This is a genomic window from uncultured Eudoraea sp., from assembly GCF_947260015.1.
Classification (GTDB): domain Bacteria; phylum Bacteroidota; class Bacteroidia; order Flavobacteriales; family Flavobacteriaceae; genus Eudoraea.
Genome location: NZ_CAMYOM010000008.1, coordinates 17,768 through 42,478 on the forward strand (window position 1 = coordinate 17,768; position 24,711 = coordinate 42,478).

At 37.8% G+C, this 24,711-nt stretch carries 22 protein-coding genes; 3 read left to right on the forward strand and 19 right to left on the reverse strand.

Annotation, left to right across the window (positions count from 1 at the left end):
- Positions 1-49: 49 nt before the first annotated feature.
- From Q0X66_RS05800 to Q0X66_RS05810, 3 genes are all read right to left on the reverse strand, one after another.
- The gene (locus Q0X66_RS05800; RefSeq protein ID WP_297704197.1) at positions 50-697 is read right to left on the reverse strand and encodes a DinB family protein; all 648 of its coding nucleotides are present in this window, start codon (positions 695-697) and stop codon (positions 50-52) included.
- Positions 698-706: 9 nt separating this feature from the next.
- Entirely contained in the window at positions 707-880 is a 174-nt protein-coding gene (locus Q0X66_RS05805) for a hypothetical protein (RefSeq protein ID WP_297704199.1), read from the reverse strand.
- A 73-nt stretch (positions 881-953) separates the two neighbouring features.
- Positions 954-2,915 (reverse strand): prenyltransferase/squalene oxidase repeat-containing protein, encoded by a 1,962-nt coding sequence (locus Q0X66_RS05810; protein WP_297704201.1) that lies wholly within the window; start codon positions 2,913-2,915, stop codon positions 954-956.
- A 306-nt stretch (positions 2,916-3,221) separates the two neighbouring features.
- Between Q0X66_RS05810 and Q0X66_RS05815 the strand changes: the two genes are divergently transcribed.
- Positions 3,222-4,613, forward strand: a complete 1,392-nt coding sequence (locus Q0X66_RS05815) for an FAD-dependent oxidoreductase (RefSeq protein ID WP_297704203.1) — start codon at positions 3,222-3,224, stop codon at positions 4,611-4,613.
- A gap of 131 nt (positions 4,614-4,744) precedes the next feature.
- The gene (locus Q0X66_RS05820; RefSeq protein ID WP_297704205.1) at positions 4,745-5,638 is read left to right on the forward strand and encodes a class I SAM-dependent methyltransferase; all 894 of its coding nucleotides are present in this window, start codon (positions 4,745-4,747) and stop codon (positions 5,636-5,638) included.
- Positions 5,639-5,714: 76 nt separating this feature from the next.
- Here Q0X66_RS05820 and Q0X66_RS05825 read toward each other — a convergent pair whose 3' ends face one another.
- From Q0X66_RS05825 to Q0X66_RS05895, 15 genes are all read right to left on the reverse strand, one after another.
- A complete protein-coding gene (locus tag Q0X66_RS05825; RefSeq protein ID WP_297704207.1) occupies positions 5,715-6,395 on the reverse strand; it encodes a hypothetical protein in 681 nt (226 codons plus the stop codon).
- 191 nt (positions 6,396-6,586) lie between these two features.
- Positions 6,587-7,477, reverse strand: coding sequence for a class II glutamine amidotransferase (locus Q0X66_RS05830; RefSeq protein ID WP_297704209.1), 891 nt, complete (start codon positions 7,475-7,477; stop codon positions 6,587-6,589).
- A gap of 317 nt (positions 7,478-7,794) precedes the next feature.
- Positions 7,795-8,760, reverse strand: a complete 966-nt coding sequence (locus Q0X66_RS05835; protein WP_297704211.1) for an MBL fold metallo-hydrolase — start codon at positions 8,758-8,760, stop codon at positions 7,795-7,797.
- Positions 8,761-9,564 (reverse strand): sulfurtransferase, encoded by an 804-nt coding sequence (locus tag Q0X66_RS05840; RefSeq protein ID WP_297704213.1) that lies wholly within the window; start codon positions 9,562-9,564, stop codon positions 8,761-8,763.
- A gap of 68 nt (positions 9,565-9,632) precedes the next feature.
- Positions 9,633-11,417: a DUF885 domain-containing protein gene (locus Q0X66_RS05845; RefSeq protein ID WP_297704215.1), complete on the reverse strand. Its 1,785-nt coding sequence runs from the start codon at positions 11,415-11,417 to the stop codon at positions 9,633-9,635.
- A gap of 24 nt (positions 11,418-11,441) precedes the next feature.
- A complete protein-coding gene (locus Q0X66_RS05850; RefSeq protein ID WP_297704217.1) occupies positions 11,442-11,837 on the reverse strand; it encodes a DUF302 domain-containing protein in 396 nt (131 codons plus the stop codon).
- A gap of 148 nt (positions 11,838-11,985) precedes the next feature.
- Positions 11,986-12,996 (reverse strand): NAD(P)-dependent alcohol dehydrogenase, encoded by a 1,011-nt coding sequence (locus Q0X66_RS05855; protein WP_297704219.1) that lies wholly within the window; start codon positions 12,994-12,996, stop codon positions 11,986-11,988.
- A 280-nt stretch (positions 12,997-13,276) separates the two neighbouring features.
- Positions 13,277-13,849 (reverse strand): nuclear transport factor 2 family protein, encoded by a 573-nt coding sequence (locus tag Q0X66_RS05860; RefSeq protein ID WP_297704221.1) that lies wholly within the window; start codon positions 13,847-13,849, stop codon positions 13,277-13,279.
- Positions 13,850-14,029: 180 nt separating this feature from the next.
- Positions 14,030-14,815 carry a DUF2490 domain-containing protein gene (locus Q0X66_RS05865; protein ID WP_297704223.1) on the reverse strand — a complete coding sequence of 262 codons (786 nt, stop codon included), beginning with the start codon at positions 14,813-14,815 and terminating at the stop codon, positions 14,030-14,032.
- A gap of 198 nt (positions 14,816-15,013) precedes the next feature.
- Positions 15,014-15,472: an SRPBCC domain-containing protein gene (locus Q0X66_RS05870; protein ID WP_297704225.1), complete on the reverse strand. Its 459-nt coding sequence runs from the start codon at positions 15,470-15,472 to the stop codon at positions 15,014-15,016.
- 4 nt (positions 15,473-15,476) lie between these two features.
- Positions 15,477-16,445: an NAD(P)-dependent alcohol dehydrogenase gene (locus tag Q0X66_RS05875; RefSeq protein WP_297704228.1), complete on the reverse strand. Its 969-nt coding sequence runs from the start codon at positions 16,443-16,445 to the stop codon at positions 15,477-15,479.
- A 21-nt stretch (positions 16,446-16,466) separates the two neighbouring features.
- A complete protein-coding gene (locus Q0X66_RS05880) occupies positions 16,467-17,129 on the reverse strand; it encodes a lysoplasmalogenase (RefSeq protein ID WP_297704230.1) in 663 nt (220 codons plus the stop codon).
- 206 nt (positions 17,130-17,335) lie between these two features.
- Entirely contained in the window at positions 17,336-17,689 is a 354-nt protein-coding gene (locus tag Q0X66_RS05885) for a hypothetical protein (protein ID WP_297704232.1), read from the reverse strand.
- Positions 17,690-20,101 carry a penicillin acylase family protein gene (locus Q0X66_RS05890; RefSeq protein ID WP_297704234.1) on the reverse strand — a complete coding sequence of 804 codons (2,412 nt, stop codon included), beginning with the start codon at positions 20,099-20,101 and terminating at the stop codon, positions 17,690-17,692.
- A 209-nt stretch (positions 20,102-20,310) separates the two neighbouring features.
- Positions 20,311-20,853, reverse strand: coding sequence for a DUF4287 domain-containing protein (locus tag Q0X66_RS05895; RefSeq protein ID WP_297704236.1), 543 nt, complete (start codon positions 20,851-20,853; stop codon positions 20,311-20,313).
- Positions 20,854-21,177: 324 nt separating this feature from the next.
- Between Q0X66_RS05895 and katG the strand changes: the two genes are divergently transcribed.
- Positions 21,178-23,430: a catalase/peroxidase HPI gene (gene katG / locus Q0X66_RS05900; RefSeq protein WP_297704238.1), complete on the forward strand. Its 2,253-nt coding sequence runs from the start codon at positions 21,178-21,180 to the stop codon at positions 23,428-23,430.
- Between the two features lie 84 nt (positions 23,431-23,514).
- On the opposite strand, the gene Q0X66_RS05905 is transcribed toward katG, so the two are convergent.
- Complete coding sequence (locus tag Q0X66_RS05905) at positions 23,515-24,570, reverse strand: bestrophin family protein (protein ID WP_297704240.1); 1,056 nt, start codon at positions 24,568-24,570, stop codon at positions 23,515-23,517.
- Positions 24,571-24,711: the final 141 nt, after the last annotated feature.

Consider the following 24,711-nt stretch of genomic DNA (forward strand, 5'->3'; position numbering starts at 1 on the left):
GTATTTTCTGTATAATGTTTCAAATACTACTTTCCTGGCTACTTATTTTTTAAACGGGTAATCTTTTTTTAACGAATTTTATTTGACCGTTATGATTTGATTCATGTTCGCATACATGAAACCACTTACAATAATTATTAGTAGGTTGGTCCTGGAAAAATGGTTCAGTCTTATTAAGCCAATCATCGTCTCTCTTGGCAAATTCTTTTTTAGTGTTTTCTCTTACTTCCTCCAATTTGGAAAGATAGTATTCTACTTTATTACCCTTAATCTGCTCTCGCCCTTTTTCCCCCAGACCCATAGGTACATCCCACTCTTTTTTTATTTCCTCATTCCAGGTACCCCATTCCAACTCTTCAAAGGTGTTTAATTGATAATACCTTTCGGTAGCCGCCAGGTGAAGCAGCATGGCACCAATAGAATTTGACTGTTCATCAATTTGGAAATCCAATTGTTCCACCGTCAAATCTTTAACACTATGTATCAGCCATGCCCGCATCATGGTCATGGTAGATAAAAGAGTGCCGATTTGCGGTGCATATCCTTCTTTTGGCCCAATTATATAGAGACCATCTGAATTAGGAACAAATTTTTTATTTGCAAGGCTTATTAGCGGGGTTGAGAAAAATCCTGCGGTTAGAATAGTGGATCCTTTAATAAATTTTCTTCTGTTGGTTTTGTTAGTGTTACTTTTCATATATATTGATTATTGATTTGTATTCTCCTTACTTCTTTTCTTATTCAATCCAGCTCCAATTGCAACCCCAATAGCTACTCCAATTCCGACACCAACAGCTATTTCGTTTATGACTACTCCGATTGCTCCTCCAACTCCGGCGCCAAGGGCAATACCAACTCCTGCATAATTTTTCTGTTTCATATTTAATATATGACCCAAAAGATAGTAATTTCTTTATGATCAAAGCTTAATCAGGCAACCAAAAATCCAGGATTTACCCCACTTTAGAATTCAGTTCTTGTCTATACTTCTTTAATGCCAATAGTGAGAAATAGCGCTTGTAGTTTCTGTAAGAAACCATAGTTGTTTTATAAAATAATCCGCTCATTGGCTGCACCGGCCAGTCACCATCTTCAAGCTGTTGGTCAATAAGCCAGTCTATAGCTTTAATTAAGCGGGGATCTTCAGCATAACCTCCGTTTAATAATGCGAGTATGCACCAAGCTGTTTGATCAACTACACTGGCATCTGCCTGAATATATTCCCTCGCAAGGGCAGATTCCTGCGCTTCTCCCCAACCGCCATCTTCTTTTTGTTTGGACCATAGGTAGGTACATGCACTTTGTATTGCCTTATGGTCCTTACTCATTCCATACATGGTCAGTCCTTCTACAACAAAACAAATTCCATAGGTGAAACACAGGCCCCATAAGGCTTCCCAGCTTCCATCTTTATATTGGGAATTCAAAAGGTATTTAACGGCACGTTCCATCGCTTTTTCCATTTCATTAGTAAACAAATGGGGTCTGCTTTGTTTTATTTGTACAAAACACTGAATAATACTACCCGTGCATTCTACATAAGAATGATCAACCATAATATCAACAAATACATTTGCCGCATTAAACCACTCCAGCTTGGGGTTGCCAATGGCTTTGTCCACACTGGTCCATCCTCCGTCATCGCCTTGTAGTAGCATTATAAAACCTATGGCTTTTTTTATTCTTGCATCAGATAATAATTCGTCGCCTAAGCCTTCGGTTTCCAAAAGTGCTTTAATTGCTTCTGCAGTACAATCAGATACCACCCAGCCATTGTCCAGATAGCTAAAAGTCCAGCCACCTGCCCTGGGAAGACGGTGGTATTTAAAAGGGTTTTCCAGTTCCTTCATTACCTGGTTATCCAACAAGAATTTACGGGTCTTAAGGGCCAAAGGTTTTAACAATGGATCAGTACATTCTTTACCCATAGCCTGTAAATAGAATCCATTGTCCCAGGTATAAGTGTTAGTAAAGCCCTGCATCAATATTTCATCATCATTTTCCCATAAATATAGGGGTAGTTTTTCCCAGGATTTTTTCAGTTTCTCCTGTTCCCCTCTAAAATGGTATATCAGGGTATTATAAACCGCATTTACGGGCGCTTGCCTTATAAAACTTGAATTTTCATCTTCATATTCTATGTGTTCATATACTAGTGCCAGTGCTTTCTTTTTGATAAACTTGGGGATAATGGGATCAATTCTCTTGATCCACCACATAGAGATTTTAAATATTCTGGTTTCAGGAAATATATTATCTGTGTCTGCAAAGGTCCCTCTATGTTTGGCAAAATTAATTTGCTCATAGGGTTGGAGGTATAATTCCTTCCTTAATTGGAGTATTAGTTCATCTGGTTCTATGGATAGACGTTCACGATAGAAGTAACACATCGGTAAATAAATAATCCTTACATAACCTGAAATTTTACGGGGATGAAACGGAAACCAGCTGGGTAACATATACAACTCAGGGGGCACAGGAGCAACCCCTTTATAAGAATACAAATTGAGAAATGACAGTATAAATTTGCACCAACTTGTAGAGTACAAGGGTCCTCCTTTCTCATGTATCCAATTTAATGCTTTTTTTAATTCGGATTCTGAGGCAGAATGACCCAAAAAGCGCAAAGCCACATAATTAATTACACTGGTAAAAATCGTACCCACTTTTGATTCCTGATGAATACCAAAACTGCCATCTGCCAATTGATGTCTTAGTATATACCTACTCATCTTGGTTTTTGTTACCATAGTCATAGGCTGCCCGCATATTCTCATGGCAAAAATGTATAATGGTAAAAGAAAAAAAGGACCGTCATACGGCACAGGCCAGGTTCCTTCTTCGGTTTGATTTGCAGCCATCCAACCGTAAACTTTTTGGATAGCCTGCTCAACTTTTTGCTTGGGATTGACCATTATCGGATAACAAATTTCAATTTATGTCATTTAAATCTTAGGCCTCTGTACAAGGATAATTAATTGTAAGTCGAAGGTTTCAAATTACCATGTAAATATAATTCAATTTAGTTTTGAATAATTGCTTTTATGTATACTTATCCTACTTTGCAGAGAACAAAAACAAATGAAATTTTTAGGTTTTGCCCCAAAAGCGATATCTTTGTATGGTTTAATATCAATGATTCTATCTTTTTTCCTTTACTCAAGTTATTTGAAAGGAAAACAAAAAGGGAAACTGAAGTTTAGGATATTTATAAAAGACAAATGTCAAACACCGGAGTAAATAAAGAAGTTGATGTCCTAATTGTTGGTGCTGGTATTGCCGGTGCAACTTTGGCTGCCAATTTGGCCAAAACGGGAAAAAACATTGTGGTTGTTGAAAGAGACTTAAGTGAAAGAGATGTCATCATAGGTGAATTGTTACAACCTGGAGGAGTTCAGAAGCTTGGTGAGATGGGCTTTACTTCTTTTATAGACCAGATTGATGCCCAGCCTGTTTATGGTTATGACATTATTTTTGAAGGGCAGGATTATGTTATTCCTTATCCAAATAAAAACGGGGAACCTTCTGGATATGGTTTTAGGAATGGGGCGTTTTTACAGAATATACGAAAACATGTATTGGCCCTTGATAATGTCCGGGTCATAGAAGGCGCAGTAACGGATTTAATTGATGAAAAGGACACAATAGTCGGAGCAAGTTTCAAACGTAAGGATGCCATTGAAGAAGAGCAGGTTTATGCAAAACTTACTGTTCTTACAGATGGACCTTTATCAACTTTTCGGGAAAAATTATCTAAGCCTGTTAATAAATTGAATGGCTATTTCTTAGGGTTACTTTTAAAAAATTGCGAATTACCCTATGCAAATCATGGGCATCTTGTTATGGGTGATCACCCCCCAATGGTTATATATCCTGTGACTTCTACATCATGGAGGGTATTAATAGATTTTAAAGGAGAAAAACCTCCGAGGATGGGCAGGGATTTTAAGAAATTCCTTTTGGAAGAGTTTGAAAACGCAATACCCCAATCTGCTCGTAAAGCCTTTAAAGCAACGGTAGAAGAGGGTAAGTTCAAGACTTTTCCTAACCACAGACTTCCGGCTAACCCCATCAAAAAAGAGGGCGCTGTTATTTTAGGTGATGCATTAAATATGAGGCATCCTTTAACAGGCGGGGGAATGACAGCTGCTTTTAATGATGTACTAAGGTTGAGTAATAATCTTGCAAGTATTACGGATTTTAGTAACAAGAAACAAATAGGTAAAGCCATCCAAAAGTTCTATGAAACACGGCACTTAGGAACACAGACTACAAATATATTGGCAGACGGCCTTTATGGGGTTGTTTATAATCCAGATTTAAGAAAAGCATTTTTCGAATACGTTAGCAGGGGGGATAAATATGCTGAAGAAACCTGTTCCATCCTTGCCGGACTTAACAAGGATAAAAAACTGTTACTGAATCATTTTATTGGAATGGCGCGTTATGGTACACAAATGCGAATAACGAATTCTGAAAAATCAAAGGAAACAGTAACCCAATCTCTTACTATGGTAAAGGATGCTGTAGGTATTATAACCCCATTACTTCTTTCAGAAAAACCGGATACCGGAAATAAATTGATGCTGGAAGCCTTAAATCGAATCATATAAAGGACCAGATTAAACATTTATCTCAGTTATCAACTTATTTATTCGCTCTTATAAATTTTATTGTTTACTAGCTGAAGTTTATGACAAATTTATTGTAGCAATATTGCGTGAAACTTAGTTTAAGATTTAAAATGAGTAGAGTATTTAACTTTATAATCATTGTAATTAGAACCTTTGTTAAATGGGGAAAATACGAGCCACTTAGTAAATACCCGTTTGGACATTTTTACTCCCCTATTGTATCCGGAGGTGAACTTATTGAACTTGAGGACCAGATATGGGAAGATGTAGCACAAGATTCTATTTTAGGAATAAATTTGAACCTTGAGAATCAATTTTTATTGCTAAAAGAATTTTCTAAATATTATCCTGAAATGCCTTTTAAGGATGAAAAATCGGATAAACATAGATATTGTTTTAACAACGGAGCCTATGCATATACAGATGCAATAGTCCTTTATTCTTTTATCAGACATTTTAAACCTAAAAAAATTATAGAGATTGGATCCGGACATTCTTCAGCAGTAATGCTGGATACAAGAGAGACTTTCGTAAATGACATAAACCTTACATTTATTGAGCCCTACCCACAAAGGCTTTATCGTCTAATTAAAGATACTGACAGGGATAATTGTACAGTTTTGGATACAAAAGTTCAAAAGGTTGAATTAGAAAAATTTCGTGATTTAAAAAGTAATGACATTCTTTTTATTGATAGCAGCCATGTCTCAAAAACGGGAAGCGATGTTAATTATGAGATTTTTAAAATTTTACCCAGTCTAAACCCAGGTGTTATTATTCACTTTCACGATGTATTCTATCCTTTTGAATATCCTAAAAGCTGGGTTTCTGAAGGACGCAATTGGAACGAAGACTATTTATTACGGGCCTTTTTAAGTTATAATAATAACTTTGAAATATTACTCTTTTCAGATTACATTCATCAACATCATAAGACAGCTTTTAAGGAAATGCCGCTTGCCTATAAGAATACCGGAGGTAATCTTTGGATTAGAAAGATGTAACCTTTACTCCATAAAACCATAGGCCTCACTTATATCATTGTGAAGACCTATCACAAAAATAGTCTGAAGCTAAATATCAGGATTCTTGTTCAGGAAGATTAACCCCTTTCAATAAAATTGCAATCCCCATCATTGCAAGCCATAAAACTTTCACATGAAAAACGGGTTTGTAGATTTCAAAATTATCAGGAATACCCATAATGATAGCCATTGCCGCGAGACCCAATAGTGCGGTAAACCATCCCAACAATGGGTGGACAATTTTCCATTTTACAAATCCGAAACCTAATAATACCAGGCCAACTCCGGAAAAGATACGCCCAAATCGTACAAAACAAGTAACATATTGGTTTGTGTAAAGGATATTATCCATGAACTCCTGAATTTCAACCGCTGATAAGCCCATAGTCTTGCCAACTCCCCAGGCCCCGAAATTGTAATAAAATGCAGACGCAATAGCCAGGGTCATCGTTCCAATCACTACCATTCCAGCACCAGGTACCAGAACAACCCTGTAGGGTTTTTTAGCTGTAATTGAGGCAAGAGCAAAAATAGCTATTGCCATGGTAACCCAGCCAAAAATATGAAACCGAAACATCCATATCCAATACCACAAATCTTCATTAATAGCAGTAAAGTCTGATGCAACGATATACTCACCTATATGATGTGGTGAAAGTGCCCAACCACCCCATAATAAAATGGCCGCAAAAATAAATGCCCAAGCTGTAAATTTAGTTTCAAAATCTTTTTTCATGGTATAAAAATTTAAAATTTAATTCGCTACTATATAGAATTATAAAGTAGCTATGTTTTTGTTTTGGTATTTATCAAATTTCTTATTGCGAACAGGAGTTTAATTTCACAAAAATAAATACCCCCATATTTTACTATAAAGCGTATATTATTGCTTAAAATGAAATTAAAATACCCTTGCAAATAATGTACCTATGTCATTGCATAGTCTTTAACTTCCGTTAATTTATGTAGGGATACTTGCATATCACTATCTATAAATACGGCATGGTTGGTAGGGATCTCTTTCCATAAATTCCTGTCATCTGTCAAAATTTCTGACGAAATTAAAGCGGCACTTCTTTTAACGATACCTTCTTCTATTTCAAGATCTCCAGTTTCATTATTAAAACTGCAAGCGATCTTTTCTGCAAAATGAAGGGAACGATTGTCCGAAGCGGCATCAGTGCTATAGCGTGTAGCAATCATACGATGACCGTTTGACAGCACAATATTATAATTGGATGTGCTATTTATTCCCTTGCTTTGTTTTAAATTTTCTATATCGCTAAAGGTCATGTTGAAGCAGGCAACTAATTCTTCTGGAGTTGCGGGTTTTTCAATACCCATTTTCCTGAAATTCGTCATGAATAAAGCCAAAATATATTGGGTATCGCTCTGTCCTTGAATCCATAAAAACGCTTCTTCATCTAAAAGAGATACTAAGTCAAGTTTTATTTTCTCAAAATCTTGTATACCCCCATTGTGCATCATTAAATGTTCGTTGTATTTAAAAGGATGACAATTTTCCTGGGAAACACCACCAGACGTGGCCGCTCTAATATGCGCCAAAAAACAAGTAGTTTTCATGATGGAGGCATTGTTCAATAAATTTTGATCATTCCACGCTGGTAACACCGATTTATATAATCCAGGTTCTTCCTGAATATCTTTATAATACCAACCTAAGCCAAAACCATCTCCATTTACTGTCATAATAGATTCTTCAGCGTCATAACTTTGATGAACCAATGAATTTTCCGGCTTAACTAGTATATCTTCAACGATTATTGGACTCCCTAAATACGCTACAAATCTGCACATAATAATTAGGTTTTAAAAGTGCAATAAAGTTACGAAATTTGCAGTATATTTTTGACCTTTTCCGCCCTAAAGTTTAAATAGAAAAAGGACTTTTTAGGTCTTTCAATTTTTGGACTAAAGACTTTAAATATTTGCAATTCAGCCACCTTAATCTGAATTCTATTCCAATAGGAAAATCACCTATGTAGGTTGATTAAGAAGTAAGTTTTCGCAGCTGGGATAGCAATAGTTTAGAGCCCCGGTGCTCCCAAAAATTGCCCCTCAAATTATTAGATACAATTTATGTGATTTCCAAAACTCAGGAGGACTGAACCTTTCTATAGTGTAAATATATCTTTAAATCTGGCAATATGATAACCTTTGGATATCACCAATTTGGATTGCTCACTCTCTGGATTTAGCATTGGATTGGTGTGATTCATATGAATAAACCAAACCTTATTTTTTTCCTGAGTAGGCAATTTGTCAAAAAGTGCCATACTCTCCAATACCGTTGGGTGTGGAATCTCTGAAATATCCCTATTGTCTATTTCAGTTTCACTAAAAAACCCCGCATCAAGAAAAGCATAGTCAACCTGTTTTATCTCATCAACAATATTGGTGTCCCACTTATGCCATTTATCAATATCCGGGATAAAAAGTACCGTTTTATTGGGACCTATTATCTTGAATCCGACAGTTTCTGAATATTCATCACGATGGGGCACAAGAAATGGGATTACACTTAGATTTGAAGTAAGTGAAATTACTAGCTTATTATTCAAAGTTTGTAGTGAAATATTCTGATTCCCAACAAGCTGACTCCAGGGACCGTTATTCCTTAAATAGGAATCCATTACAGGCATTGCAAACACATTAACATTAGAAGCACCCAATGCTTCTGTTCCAAGATACATCAGGCCTGTATAATGACCAATATGAGCATGTGTCAGAAAAATACCATCAACTATCTCGTTTGTATTTTTTGGGAGGTAATTCTTTAATGTTTTAAGCTGTTCCGTCATATCGGGAGTGGCGTCAAACAGATATTTCCGGTTATTTTCAGGATCAACAATGCCTAAAGAGACCACTTTTCTGCTCTCATCGGGGTTTTGGAAGAGTACCCGGCAACATTCCTTTTTACAGGCAATATGTGGCGAACCGGCGTCTTGCACATTGCCAAGAACTATCAATGAAGTTTGAGTAGTACTAACCTGCTCAGATACCGCCGCTGTTGCTTTTTTATCCGGGGCAAGATTGCAAGAGTAAACACAAACCAGTAAAAGGTAAATCAGATTTTTCATTTATTTTTTAATTTGGGCCCATTCTGTCCATGAACCATCATATACAGATTTGTCATTCTCCAATACCAACGCACTAGCCATTAGAATAATACAAGCCGTAACTCCTGAACCGCAACTAAAAACCAGGGGTTTTTCATTGATCATCAATTTATTGAATATCTCCGAAAGATCTTCCCTGGATTTGAATTTTCCATTCTCAAGGACTTCGGTATAGGGTAAATTAATGGAACCTGGGATATGTCCGCTTGGTAATCCTTCTCTTGGTTCAGGAGCAATTCCCATAAATCTCCCTGCCGAGCGGGCATCAATTAAAACAGACTCTTTTAAGGACACATTGGATGACACAAAATCATAATCCTTAACCATTTCAGACTGAAATTTTGCTTCAAAATTTCCCGGGATAATATTATTTTCTTTGCGCTGTACGGTCTCATAGCCCTGACTTATCCAGTCCGGAAGGCCACCATTGAGTAAGGCAATATTTTGGTGCCCCATTGCTTTAAACATCCACCAGACCCTGGGACTTAAGTAAATCCCAAGATTGTCATATACCACAATTTTACTGGAATTGTTAATCCCCAGCTTTCTACAACTATTTTCAAACTGCTCAGGACTTGGGAGTGTATTGGGAAGTTCACTGGAGGTATCACTAAACTCATTTTGCAGATCAAATTTTCTGGCCCCCTTGATACCGAAGCTTTCATAATCGGCTTTATCCGTTTTTGGGCTGACATCTAAAACTATCAAATCAGGATCTTCCAAATTATTATATAGCCAAAAAGAAGATAAAATGGGTTCTGTCATGAATAAAAGCTTCTATTTAACATTATTTTGAGCCCTAATTAATGTTTGTTTTTTTAGCACAATCAGGCCTATTTGTAGGCTGGAATAAACTCTTCTAAAACCGCTTTTTTAATTAACTTGGGAGGAAGTAGTCCCTGCCCTAAAACAAAATCGTGAAAAGCCAGCTGATCGAACTTATCTCCCAAAATTAGTTCGGTTTCGGCTCTTAATTCCATCAGTCTTAAATAACCATTAAAATATGAGGTGGCTTGTCCGGGTGCTCTAAACTGGTACCGTTCTAATTCTGACCGGACCAATGCCTCAGAGAGTACAATCTCGTGACTTAATATATATCTGGCATCCTCTGGTGTAATTGTTCCCAAATTTAATCCCGGGTCGAGGAAAGCGCGACCAGAGCGAACCAATCTGCTCCACAGTGTCATAAACTGCCCTTCAACGGGTAAAAAAGGTTGTATAATCTCTTCTGAGTACAGGGCCCAACCTTCTATATTTACACTATTTGCAGCAAAAATGACCCGCGCCTGAGACACACCTCTTTCTACCATTGCCGTAAATTGTAACTCATGACCGGGACGACCTTCATGTGCGGTCAAAGGCCATGAAGCGGCCAAATGAGTAAAATCATCAATTTGAAGGGAAGTCCCATCAGAACCTCCTGTTGCTTTTAAGGGCAATACAAATTCGCCATATTCACCAGTATTCCCAATAAGACGCGGCGGACTCATAAAGGGGGCAGGAGCTGCAGCACTTTCCGCAGGAGAAGCCAGACGAATTACCATTTCCCGATCTGGTAAAGTCAATATTTGTTCGTCTTTTATAATTGCCTCAATCTCTTTGATCTGTTGTCTGTATACGGTTAAAATGTTTGCACTATCCAGTTGTTCTTTTTTCATAGCACGAAGAACATCCCTGTAATCATTAGACGGATAGTTATGTTTTTCTGCGATAATTTTCCCCAACACCTGCAATTGCGTCTGTAATTCTTTAAAGGCAACCATTGCTCTCCGCTGCAATTCTTCTATGGGCATATCCACCCCATATTCCCTTAAGTTGAAAGAATAGATGGCCAAAGGAAGTTTAAAGTCTGTTCGTGTTTTTGGTAAAACCTCCTCCCGAATATAAGTATGATAACTTTCTAATTGAGAAACCAACTTTTTATAATCCTTTTCAAACCCTTTGATCTTGTATTTTTTAAAAAGGTCTTCAATTTCTTTAATGTATTCACCACTTGTTTTCAAGTCGCGTTCAACCTCTTCTTTATAGGGTGGAATTCTATCTTTATTTTTATTCCATTCCCTTTCCATTTCTTCGCGAGCCAGGTTTGTTAAGGGCACATAGCCTTTTTCACTACCCACATATTTTTTTAAACGTACCAGGGCCGCCTGTCTGCGCTCCGCAGGAATGCGCTCTTCCAATAAACCACGGATTCCGCTATAAATCCTACTTGTAGCATTGTAATAGGGTAGTAAATTGGTTTCAGTTAATTGAATTTCTTCAATCTCGTTTTCTGTACTTTCTATTAAGATGAGAAGATCTTGCTTAACGAGTTCATCACTGGTAAGCGGTAGTTGGGCTTTAAAATATTCCGCAACCATATTTAGGTCCAAAAGAGCCCGTTTATTAAACCCTTCTGAGAGATCAGAAATTTGGTCATCTAATCCATCTATTCCAAGTCTTGCGGCAGATTCCGGGTTATTCTTTGCAATAACATCAAGAATTCTTTCGGTATAACTATTACTTTTTGCTATCCAATCAGGTGTGTCCTGAGAAAAAGTGGTTTGAAAACTTATACTACAAAACAGGAAGACCAAGCTAGCTACTTTGTTCCATTGGTCTTTAGTGAAATTAATCATATGTATTATGCTTAAATTTTATCTTTAATTGTTGAGGTTTTCAATCACCTTTATAAGTTTTTCCTGAACTTCCGACGCAAGACTGCCTAAAGCTTCATTTTCAACTGTACTCATGGATGCAATTGGATCTACAGCCGAAACTTCAATTTCTCCGTTTTCATGCTCTTCAACAATTACGTTACAAGGAAGGAAAACACCAATTTTATCTTCACTTTGTAAGGCCTTATGGGCAAAATGAGGATTACAGGCCCCCAAAATCTTGTATTTTTTGAAATCAACGTCAATTTTGTTTTTTAATGTTTCTTTCACATCGATTTCAGTAAGTACTCCAAAACCTTCTTTTTTAAGTTCCGTCGTAACCAGTTCGATGGCTTCTTCAAAGCTTTTTCCTTTTAAAAGGGTATTAAAATAATAGCTCATAGTTTATTTTTTTAAGTGTTGGATAATTTAGATAATTATGATGGAATTATGGCAGAAAATAATCATGTAAATGAAAATAAATAAAAACGGCATCAATTGTTTATAATTGATGCCGAAGCAGTAAAGGTTTTACATGGTTTCTTGATTTTTAGGATACTTTCAAAACTATCCGATATCTGGCTTTACCCTGCTCCAAATGATCCATCGCTTCATTAACCTCTGACAACGGAAATTCTTCAACCTTTGGATAAATATCATGTCGTACACAGAATTCAAGCATTTTTAGAGTTAATGCCGGACTTCCCAAAGGGCTTCCAGCAACAGACTTTTCACCCATAATGAGAGAAAAAGCCGGAATAGCTAAGGGTTCCAAAACGGCCCCAACATTGTGAAACCTACCTTTTGGAGCAAGTGCGGTTAGATAGGAATTCCAATCCAGAGTAACGTTAGTAGTGTTGAGAATAAAATCGAGACTGCCTGCAATAGACTCCAATTCTTCCGGATCTCTTGAATTAACTATTTTAGTTGCCCCCATGGCCATTATTTGGTCTTTTTTATCAGGGTTAGAGCTAAAAGCCACCACTTCGCACCCCCATTTATTTAAAAATTTCAGGGCCATATGCCCTAATCCACCAATGCCAATAACTCCTACACGATCTGTAGCTTTAACGTCTGCCAGCAGTATAGGATTAAATACTGTAATTCCGCCACAGAGCAGGGGACCGGCCTTTTTTAAATCTATGCCTTGCGGTAGTGGTATTGCCCAGGACCAATGACTTCGTACAGTATCAGCAAATCCACCATGCCTCCCTATTATAGTTCCTTCCACGGTATCACAAAGATGATGACTCCCATCCATACATTGTTTGCAATGCATACAGGAGGCTGAATTCCAACCCAGACCTACCAAATTTCCGGGTTCAAGGTTATTTACATTGCTACCTACAGCAATCACCTCACCTACAATTTCATGTCCCGGAACAAATGGGTATTGCGTCATTCCCCATTCGTTATTGAGCATACTCAAATCTGAATGACAAATTCCGCAATAGTGTACCTTAATATCAACCTGGTCCGTTCCTAATTCAGGTAATTCATATTGGAAAGGAATTAATTTACCGCCCACATCATTTGTGGCATATGCATTTACTGTTTTCATACTAATTTTTTTGTGTAACAATTTGTTTTGACTAATATTCCCTATGTTCGAGTATACTAAAATAAGGTTTAATAATAGTTCATTAATGATAATGAAGTTAAGTTTTTGTAAATCTTTAAAATAGAAACTCTCAAAAATTTTTACATTCAATCAGCATAACCTTATCGCCTTTACGTTAGTCTTAAGTAGGAGACTTTATTTATTACAAAAAGTAACCATTAAGCTAATGAAAAAAGGTGGCCCAAAGAATTGACCACCTTAGATTTTAAATCGTAATTGGCTATTCTTGGGCTGCAATCTGTGCAGCAAGACCATGTACGTCAAAATAATCTGATGACTGTACAATCTTCCCATCTTCGTTGACCGAAGAAAGGTTAAAATATTTAACGCCAATTTCTTTTCCGCTTTCAGTATGAGTAGCGGACCAGGTGCCGTATACCCGGATAATACCTGCACTGGCGTTTGCATTTTTCACCGGGAAAACAGAGCCGGACCAGAAGCCATTGGCTGTAGAATCGGGCATTACGATTCCTTCTGCATATTTAATATTGTCAAAGCCATCATGATAGCCTTTTAAGGCAGCAAGAAGATCTTCTTTGCCTAACCATTCGTTACCATTATAACCTGGAGGGCTCCATTTCATGTCATCAGAAAGCATTGAGCTTAGTGCGTCAATATCCTCGTCGCAGTGAGCCTGGTAAAATGCGCTTACAACAGCCACTTTTTTATCAAAGTCCGCAGAATCCGGAGCCTCAGCTTCCTCCATTGCCATATCGGCCTCTTTTTCTATTTCTTTACAGCTGAAAAAGGTCAATACAGCTAGCATTAACAGTCCAAACAATTTTGTTTTCATTATTGTTGTATTTAAAGGTTAGTATTGCCGGGGGAGTGATTAACAAGATACGAATTTTTCAGGGATACTTCTATTTCCTGACGTATAAGAATTCTCAGAGTCCGGGACAATTGGGATCAAATTATAGACAAAATAAATAAATGAATATCCGTATTGCTATTACCAATTAGAAAATAAGCTTTAGTCTATGGTTTGACCGTGTCTGATCTGTTCTTCTTTATTTTTACGCAAATCGAAATTACTATAAAAAAACAGGCGGATTGTGTGGTTTAGGTTATAATCTATCCCACTGGGTAGCTGCTGGTAAACCATCATATAGCCAAAGTCAAAACTCCAGGTCTTGCTAAGTTTTTGTTTGATCCCCACGGTAAACCGATTTTGATCAAAAGTATTGAAGACCACTTCTTTTCCAAAATTAAGGTGAACCTCATTCGCAACTAAGAAAGAAGTTTTCCCATCCTTTTTAAATGGGATAGTAATGCTGAGAAGAAAACGGATGCGATTAATAAAAAAATCGTCCTGCAATGATTGCCCCTCCTCCACATTGTTAAAAAAGCGCTGCTCAGTACGTATTCTGAACAAGCCGCTAAAAGTTGACCAGGTGTCGGCCAGGATAAACTCCTGGTAGATCCTGTTTTCGTTCAGATAAAGAGTCCAGTTTTCGTCTTTAGCCAGCCAAAGGTGTGCATAGCCGGCAGAGAGTTTTAGGTTGTTGTTAAAGCCATATCGAGCCCCGAAACGGATAAAATTAAAACTCGGATTTTTTACAAAATTGCTGCGCCGCATATGAAAGTCGGCCAGACCTGACCAATGCTTGGTAAGTTGGAAAACACTGTTAAGCGAAATCCAGGTTTGCGACTGCTGGTTTACATTTTTGGTCGGTGGTTCTTCTGTAGTTTGTGCATATATCCAAACAGGCAGGAAGAAAAGAATTAAGAAAAGGTTTTTTAGCCTGTTGCGGATCACTAATCCAATTTTGCACAAAGATATCTGTTCCTATCACTACAAAAAGAGAAAAAGATTATTTTTTTCGACTGATTACCGAGTGTCTTTTTACTATCTCATGGTTCAGGAGATAAACAGTAAAATGAACAATCCAAGTTTAGAACTAATTGGATTATTTTTACCAATGATAATAGGGTATTCAGCTGATCTGCTCCAGGGCTATTGTGTCTTCAGATACTCGTTTAACCTGTCGAAAGTAGAATTCCAACCCTTGTAAAAGCCCATTTTCTCTTGTTGCCTGCAGTATTCCGCTGTTGGATGTACAACTTTAAAAGTAAAATTGGTTTTGTCTTCTTTTGCTTCAAACAAGGCTTGTATTTCCACGCCTTCTGTCATTGGTTTGAAATCTGCGGATGAAACTATTTTTTCCTGCTTAGCTATTTCTGAATACACACCTTCAGTAATAAATTCATTACCGTCTGGCATTATCATAACATACTTCCAAATTCCACCCACTTTAAAATCATGTTGAATTACTTTGGTCTGCATTCCTTTTGGACCCCACCAAAGAGCAATTTGTTCGGCCTGAGTCCAGGCATCCCAAACTAATTGGATTGGTGCGTTATATGTCCTTTCTATTGTTAATGTGCGATTGTTAAATTCGTTTGTATTACTCATCTTTTTAAAACACTTTAATTATTATTTTGCCTATATGTTTCCCTTCACCAAAATACTGAATTAACCCAGGTATTTCATTTAGTTCGTAAGGTCCATCTATTACCGGTTTAATTTTGCCAGCATCGAAAATTTCGTTTATATATTCCAAATCTTTATTTGGTTTTAAGGCAACCATATGGACACGCTTTTTACTAAAAACGGAAATCCAGGGTTTTAGGATTAATACCTGTATTAGCCGGATTAGATATCCGCCAACGGTTACGTACTTGCCATCTGGGTTTAATGCCTTCAAATACCGGAAAGTTGAGCGGGTGGTCTTCGCATCCAGGATCAGGTCATAACGCTGTTTGTTGTTAGTGAAGTCCTCTTTTTTATAATCTATGATATGATCAAAACCAAGCTCCTTCATCATCTTTAATTTATCCCCTGTATCAACTCCGGTTACTTCGGCATCATATAGCTTTGCTATTTGTAAGCCTAATGTTCCCACACCACCACCTGCACCGTTAATCAGAATCTTCTGCCTTTTTTGAAGCTGGCCAATATCCAGCAGACCCTGTACCGCCAACATGGCTGCATGCGGGATGGCCGCGGCTTCCTCAAAACTCATTTTAGCTGGCTTTAGGGTCAAGGCCTTTTCATTAATGCAGGTATATTCTGCAAAACTGCCAAAACCATATTGCGAGATATCTCCATATACGGCATCGCCAATTTTAAACAAATTTACATTTGCACCAAGCTCTTCTATAGTTCCGGCCAGTTCCATACCGGGTATTTGGTGTTTTGGCTTTAGAATACCAAATAGTAATCGATAGAGATATGGCTTCCCTCTTATCAAACTCCAGTCGTAATCATTCACTGCCGTAGCGTGAATTTTAACCAAAACTTCATTCTCTCTAGGTGTTGGTTTTGCGATCTCCTTGAGCTGAAGGACCTCCGGGGAACCGTATTTTTTAAATATTAATGCTCTCATAAGATTTCCATATTGTTTCCCCTATAAATTCTCTCTACGAATTAATGAGTAAGTGATACTAATATGTGCAAGATAGTAAGTAGGTAAAATTATAAAATCAAGCTCAGTATATCCTAAAAATTCAGTAAGAGCAATAATTGTATCCGAAAATACAATTAGAAAAATCCCAAAAATATAAGCCCATTTAAATACCGTATCCCCCTTAATTCCCATAGATGAGCCAAAGGTGAGACAGGAAATTAGCAAATAAATAAGTCCAGCATACCGCAGTATCTTATCGTCAATGGAAGGAGACAATAAAAGGAAGAAAAACAATAAATAAGCTATCAGAATAATGAGTGTAAATCTCCATTTTATTTTTCCGTTTACTAAAGCAAAACCTAAATATCCCAGATGGGCAATAAAAAATAATGCAATGCCCTTACTAAACATCATAGTATCCCCAAGCTTATTGGACATGAACCAGTCCCCGACAATAGAAAATATAAATGCCCCAATAATCATCCAGGTATCATTGGGTTGTTTTGTCTTTCTGAAATTGATAATTAATATAATAAGAATACCCACCCCCGCTGATCCGGACTTATAAAAAAAGTCGGAGGTGTTCAATGCCATAATTGCCGATATAACCGCAAAGAGTAAAAGCAAGTACAACCAGTTATTTTTAAACCAATTATCTTTCATTTTTTAGTTTCATACTATGTCCGTTGTTCGTTATTGTTTAAGTTCAGATTTAATTAATTGAAGAATTTTATCATTTTTAAGTTCTTAGTAGTTCAGAAGACCGAAATTTATTCCCAATTTGCTCATTTATCAGAATTTGTATTTGAACGAAATAATTATTCAATTTAGGGAAGGATTTGTAATTAGTTACAGCTATTTTTAGAGCATTACTTTTTTACTAACATCAGGCATTGTTTTCCAAAAATACCGGCGACACCAGCAGCCAAACCTCCAACAATACCTGTAACTAATATTAGAAGGAAAGGACTACCACCCAAAGGTAATAATACTGCTATTTTTTTGGCCAGTATAAAGTCGTTGCCGTTGGCAAGTAAAAATGAATACCCTGCCCAAAATACAAAGACAGCCAAAAATGGCGTAAAGAATACAGCTGCACGTTTTAAGGAAAACACTACTGCAGTTATAAATGCAGCTAACATAGCGGACCACCAAGGCAGAAAAAACGAAAAGACTACAGCTAAAACAAGTGTGACTATAAAATTGAGGATTTTGATTTTCATTTAATTTGAAATTAAAGTTTGGGTGTCGATTACAGCGTCGGTTTTAATGTCTGATTGCAAATAGTTTAAACTGTGGTAGTTGCCTGCTGCCCAATCGTCTATAAAATTATCGTAATATTTACTGCCCGGATTACCAGATTGACCTCCGGGATAAATTCCCAGAGCAGTTGGTGGTGAGCTCATCTCCACAATCATTCGCCATGAAGGACCATGATTTTTTTTGGCTGCGTTCACAATGTTTCCACCACCCCCAATTGGCAGGTTAAACCTTGAAAATGCAGGTAAGGCCTGTAATAAATGACCAACATAGGTGCTCTTATAGGCATTCCAGTTATAATCTCCATTTTCAGCTTTCCAATCCATTAAGGATTTCGCTGCTTTTTTGAAACTGATTAGGAATAGATCTTTAGCGGTTTCGGTTTCAGGTGTTTCTACAATATCCATAAATTCATCCTTGCCTTTGGTTTTTAGTAAGTGAATGGTTTGGTAGGTGAATGGTTTATCCAATGCAACATTATCAACATCGTATTCATCCCAAACCAGATCATAGAGTTTGTTCCACCAATTACTCCAAATACTTGGTCCCAGTTCCTCTATATTATTGTTAAAGTCCCATGATTTTACTTCGTTGAATATGTTTAACTCCTCTGCGGTGAGCGTAGATGAGTCCATATTTTTAAAAATATAGGGTAGGAGTTCCGCTGCCTTAAGGTTATAATTATTATTGTGTAAATCCTTGAAATCCTGAATATTGAAAGTGTCCTTAGAATTAAAAAAGTTATTGATTACACGGTTTCTGTAGGTTTCGTAGCCATCGTTATATACATAGAACGGATAGGATTCATCTACAGGATGCTGATTTGCGGAACTCACAAAGCCACGCTCCGGATTTTTGGTATGGGCATTAAAAGGTTGTGGGATAAAACTTTGCCAGTCGTGCTTTGGATTGCTGCCATCCATTAAAAATTTGCCTTGTCCTTTCCATTTATTGGGCAGTTTTCCCTGAACCCAAATAGCGATATCACCTTCTGTAGAAGCAAAGACAAAGTTTTGTGCCGGGGCTGTATAATGTTTGAGGGCATTAACATAATCATCATAATTTCTTCCTTTGTTGAGCTCTAAAAATGTCCTTTGATTGTTGCCCCCCATATGGCCCGACCATTTCATGGCATAGCCGGCAAGTTTATTGTCACCCATAAAGTTTTTATCATAAGCCACAGGGCCATGATGGGTATAACATACAGAGTCAATATAAGCGGCTTTACCCTTTATTTTAATTTCTTCAACTCTAAAACTCACAGCTTTCCAATCATCACCATATTTGTATTGTTTACAGCTTTCGTCTTTAAATTGAATCTTGTACCAATCCAATACATCTCTGGTAGCGTTGGTTTCTCCCCATGAAATATGATTGTTAAATCCTGAAATTATACCCAGAGCTCCGGGCAATGTGGCGCCAAAAGCATTATGGGTTGGGGTACTTAATTGCATCACAAACCAAATAGAAGGGAGGTTTAGTCCCAAATGCGGGTCGTTTGCCAAAATAGGATTTCCAGAATAGGATTTTTGACCAGAAATGGCCCAGTTATTACTGCCATTAGCAGGATTTGGCTTGTCTAAGGTTTTTGAAATAGAGTCGAGTGGTAATTCACTTTCTGGTGTTTCAGTTATAGGCACATCAATAAAACTCCAATCAGTTCCTTTAGGAATAATAGGATCTATGACATCAAAAAAATCGGGATATAATAAATCAAAGCGTTCTTTCCCAAACATCCGCAATGCATTGGTGTATTCTAAATCAGAATCTCCTCCGGCCAAATCCTTGGTCATATACATCAATAACAAAGCTGTTTTTTTTATCGTCCAGGGTTCTGGTTGATAATCGAGTAGTTTATACTCAATAGGAAAGTCTTTCGGCTGTAGTTGGTTTATGTAACTATTTACACCTTCTGCATAAGCCTCTAAAAAAGCCGTAGTTTCAGGGTCTTCTTTGATCTTTTCAATGGCCCGGTCGGCGCCAAATCCCATTCCGCGTCTACGCTGCTGACGGTCGTAATTTAAAGCAGCTTCGCCAATAATTTCAGATAACCGACCTGCGGAGGCATACGTCTGGAATTCCATTTGCCAGAGTCGGTGCTTAGCCGTAATATAACCCTGGGCCCTGTATAAATCATTTTCATTCTGAGCAAAGACGTGTGGAATTAGCTGTGCATCGTAATGCACGGTAACCTTGTCCTTGAGTCCATCAATGGAAACAGTTCCCGTAATGGTTTCATCAGTTTCATTTTGCCAAACACCGGTTGAGGGATTTAAAAATTTTCCGATGGGTGGAATAGAACCAAACTTATTGTTCAGGCCATAAAAAATAGATGCTGTAAGAAGAAGAGAAAGTGTAAACTTCAGGTATTTCATAAGCGGAATTAATTAGGGTTATTACAATACTAAATAAATGCAAATGCCAGCTGTAAATATTGTTTGAGATCAATTTCAAAAAGAAAAGTTTACCAATTGTACGAAAGTAAGAAACCTATCTCTTATCATTACTAAAAGACCTGAATTCTCCGTTTTAGGTTTTAGCTTAAAAATTGTATACCTAACATGTCGAAACTTAGCTACAGTTTTTATTCCGCTTTCAGATAAGCCTCTTTCAACCAATCTCTTAGTTCACCATCAATTTGAGACACTTCCGATAATTTCACGCGATGTGTGCACATAGATCCAAATGGACCGGAATTTTCAAGACGGTCTGTTGTTGGTTTGTCTTTTATTTTTAATCCCAAATCAATTCTCGTTTTGGTAGAAGGCTGTATTAGGGCGAACTGTTTTTTTCTAATAACGCTAACGCTTGCTTTTTTCGGGCTTATTGTAACATCCTCTCCAAAGCTTTCAACAATGGATAAGAGTTTTTTGTAAATGGGCATTAAATCTTCTTTCCCTTTATATTGATTCTTTACCAGATCGGCCGGCGGAGTGTTTTCTTCTTTTGACAGTGTAACAATAGTGTTGGCAAAACCATGTGTTACTTGGTGTTCTTTCTTTAGGAAGTTAACAGCCTCAGAATGTTTAGTGAACGACTTTTGTTTAAGTAGCGATTTCCAATCATCTAATGATTTCCCGGTTTTATCGGGCATATTGTCAATCATTGTTTGCAGTGCTTTGTCCATAGTTGGTGTTTTTTTCTTTGTTAATGGTCTTCCGGGCATGGTCTGCTCTACACATTTTACATATTCAGAAGTATCATTATCAATAGTCTTCTAAAGTAGTGAATTTGCACCTTAGTTTCAAATCATCTGAAGCCGTATGGAATAAACGGTTTGATAGTTTGAATTTCCTTTGATATGCTTTTTAAGTTAATCAATTTTAAGACATTTTTGACCTATAAGGGTTATGCATTGGTCATAGTTATTTTCTATTAGAATCCAACTTATATGAGCAAACAAATGAGTATTTTTACTATTCTATAAAAGGAATCAAAAATCAATCGCATTATGGATAATAACAAAAGTCAAACAACATCGTCTAATGCTACCTACCAGGGCAATAACGAGGCAGGCAAATGCCCGTTTTTAAATGGTGAATTGCACCAAACTGCAGGTGGTGGAACTACAAACCGTGACTGGTGGCCCAATCAGTTGAATCTGAACATCCTCCGTCAGCATTCATCCTTAGCTAACCCTATGGGTGATGATTTTAATTATGCAGAAGAATTCAAATCGCTTGATTTGGAAGCGGTTAAAAAAGACCTCTATGATTTAATGACAGATAGCCAGGAGTGGTGGCCTGCAGACTATGGGCACTACGGTCCATTCTTCATACGAATGACATGGCATGCCGCAGGTACTTATCGCATCGCTGATGGCCGTGGAGGTGGTGGCACGGGAGCCCAGCGTTTTGCTCCCCTGAACAGTTGGCCAGACAATGCCAATCTGGATAAGGCGCGACGACTTCTTTGGCCCATTAAACAAAAATATGGGAAAAAGCTTTCCTGGGCAGATTTATTAATCCTGGCAGGTAATTGTGCCCATGAATCTATGGGATTAAAAATGTATGGTTTTGCCGGGGGTCGTGAAGACATATGGCAGCCCGAAGAAGATATTTACTGGGGTTCCGAAGCGGAATGGTTAGGAAATAAAAAAAGATACAATGAGGACGGAGAATTGGAAAACCAACTAGGAGCTGCTCATATGGGATTGATCTATGTTAACCCGGAAGGGCCAAATGCAAACCCGGATCCTGTGGCCGCAGCCCATGATATCCGTGAAACCTTTGGTCGTATGGCTATGAACGATTATGAAACCGTAGCCCTAATTGCAGGTGGCCATACCTTTGGTAAAACACATGGTGCAGCCAGTGATGCGGAATATCTTGAAGCAGAACCGGCCGCCGCGGGCATTGAAATGCAAGGTTTAGGATGGAAGAACGATTTTGGTACCGGAAAAGGAACTGATACTATAACCAGTGGTTTAGAAGGTGCCTGGACAGATACCCCCACAAAATGGAGTAACAAATATTTTGAAAACTTGTTTGGTTACGAGTGGGAGCTAACAAAAAGCCCGGCAGGAGCTCATCAATGGCAACCTAAAGATAATGCTGGGGCAAATACAATACCCGACGCTCAAAATCCGGAAAAGAAGCATGCTCCGTTTATGCTAACAACGGACCTAACATTGCGCATGGATCCGGCTTATGAGAAAATTTCCAGACATTTTTATGAAAATCCAGATGAATTTGCTGATGCATATGCGCGTGCCTGGTTTAAGCTAACGCACCGCGATATGGGACCAATACAACGTTATTTGGGGCCGGAAGTACCTAAGGAAGAATTAATTTGGCAAGATCCGATTCCTTCAATAGACTTTGAACTAATCAATGCTGGGGATATTGTTAACTTAAAGGCAAATATTATGGCCTCAGGGTTATCCATTTCTGAATTGATATCTACAGCCTGGGCGTCTGCTTCTACTTTCAGGGGATCAGATTTTCGGGGTGGTGCCAATGGTGGACGTATTAGGTTGGCGCCTCAGAAAGATTGGAAAGTGAATAATCCCAAGCAATTGGAGAAAGTTTTGGATACCCTTGGACGTATTCAAAAAGAGTTTAACGATGCCCAATCCGGAACTAAAAAAGTATCTCTTGCCGACTTAATTGTTTTAGGTGGATGTGCCGCAGTTGAACAGGCCGCCAAAAATGCTGGTCATGATATTACAGTACCTTTTTCACCTGGCAGGAATGATGCCACCGATGAACAAACTGAAACAGAATCTTTTGAAGCACTTGAACCGATTGCGGATGGTTTCCGTAATTATGTAAAGGATAAATTCTCTGTAAGTGCTGAAGAGCTTTTAGTAGATAAGGCGCAATTGATGACCTTGACTGCCCCGGAGATGACAGTGCTCATCGGAGGATTACGGGTGTTGGACGTTAATTTTGATCATTCAAAAAATGGTGTCTTCACTGATACTCCGGGATCACTTACAAATGATTTCTTTGTAAATCTCCTAGATATGGGTACAACCTGGAAGGCGACTTCGGAATCCGATGATATTTTTGAAGGTCGTGATCGTGGAACAGGAGAAGTGAAGTGGTCTGGAACTCGTGTAGATCTCATCTTTGGATCAAACTCAGAACTGCGTGCGCTTGCTGAAGTATATGGATGTGCAGACTCACAACAGAAGTTCATAAGAGATTTTGTAGCAGCGTGGGACAAAGTAATGAACCTTGATCGTTTCGATTTGACGTAGTCTTGGTTTAAACTACCAGAATACCTATAGAAGTTAAAGGTGGTCCTGTATTGGACCACCTTTTTTGCTATAAGGAAAAAGCTATTAGAATTGAGTGTGATGTTTTATGGCGAATTGCTCTGGAATTTCTTTTTCAGATTCTCCCAAATTTTCTCTGAGGTCAATTTCAATTCCTCTTGCAATTGTTGAAATTGGAACATCATTGGCGGTGCCTTCAAAAGGATTTTCTCCGGTTCTGCCTATTCTTTCCATAGTATGGAAAATCCAGGCTACAATGACATAAAAAGGAATTGAAAACCAAACAAACAGTTTTCCGATAAGAGGACTTTTAGTTATAAGTTCATTGCCAATTTCGGCAAATTGTGGCACCAGGGCCAGAGGAAGTAACAAGACAAAAAGCCACATAAAAAAATGATTGAGTGTTGCAAAATGTCTAGGATAAGGAAAGTTTTTAATTCGTTCACTCTTGCCTTGCAGCGTAAAAAATTCCTGAATAACCCCTTCCAGTTCTAAAAAGGAAAATTCCCAAATTACCCCTTTTTCTTTGAGCTGCCTTAGATGATGGGATTGCAGGTACAATAATGCCGTTTGCTTATTACTCTTGCCCATAATATATTCATAATCACTTTCAGATATATACGGTTTTAGGTCCTCATCTAAAGTAGAATCATGTTCGGGTGGACGAGTATCCCATTCTTTGTTTGTCCTATGGTGCACAGACGTTTCCCAGGGTTTAGATGCGCGCATGGCATATCGCAAAGCCGTCATCCAGGCTATATGCCTATAGGTCAATGTTTTAATTTCTTTTTGGAGTTCTGAATTTTCTATTGGTGTTTTAGCGTATTCATTGTTAACCATGTCCTGAACAAACACCCCAAATGTTCTCGAAGTATTTACGATTCCTCCCCAAATTTTTCTGGCTTCCCAGATTCTGCCATAGGCTGCATTATTTTGAAAACCAATAACAAACGCCACTGCTGTCCCAATTAAAGCTAAAGGTGTCCATGGAATTTTTAACCACTCCAAATCCAAAAAATAATAAACGGCTACCCAGGAAATTATAATAGCAAAAAATAATAATGTTTCGAAGCGGGTCCACCAGGCCATTTCAAAGGCAGTGTAGTTTTTTTTAGTGTGCATAATTCAAATTTCTAAATAATTGTTTCAATAAGCTACAAGATTAATCATTTCTATATTACTTCGGGGTAAAGCCCGTTTAATGAGGATTATGTTTTTTTAAATAGTAAGAATTGCTCATTTTATAAAGCGCTGCATACAATC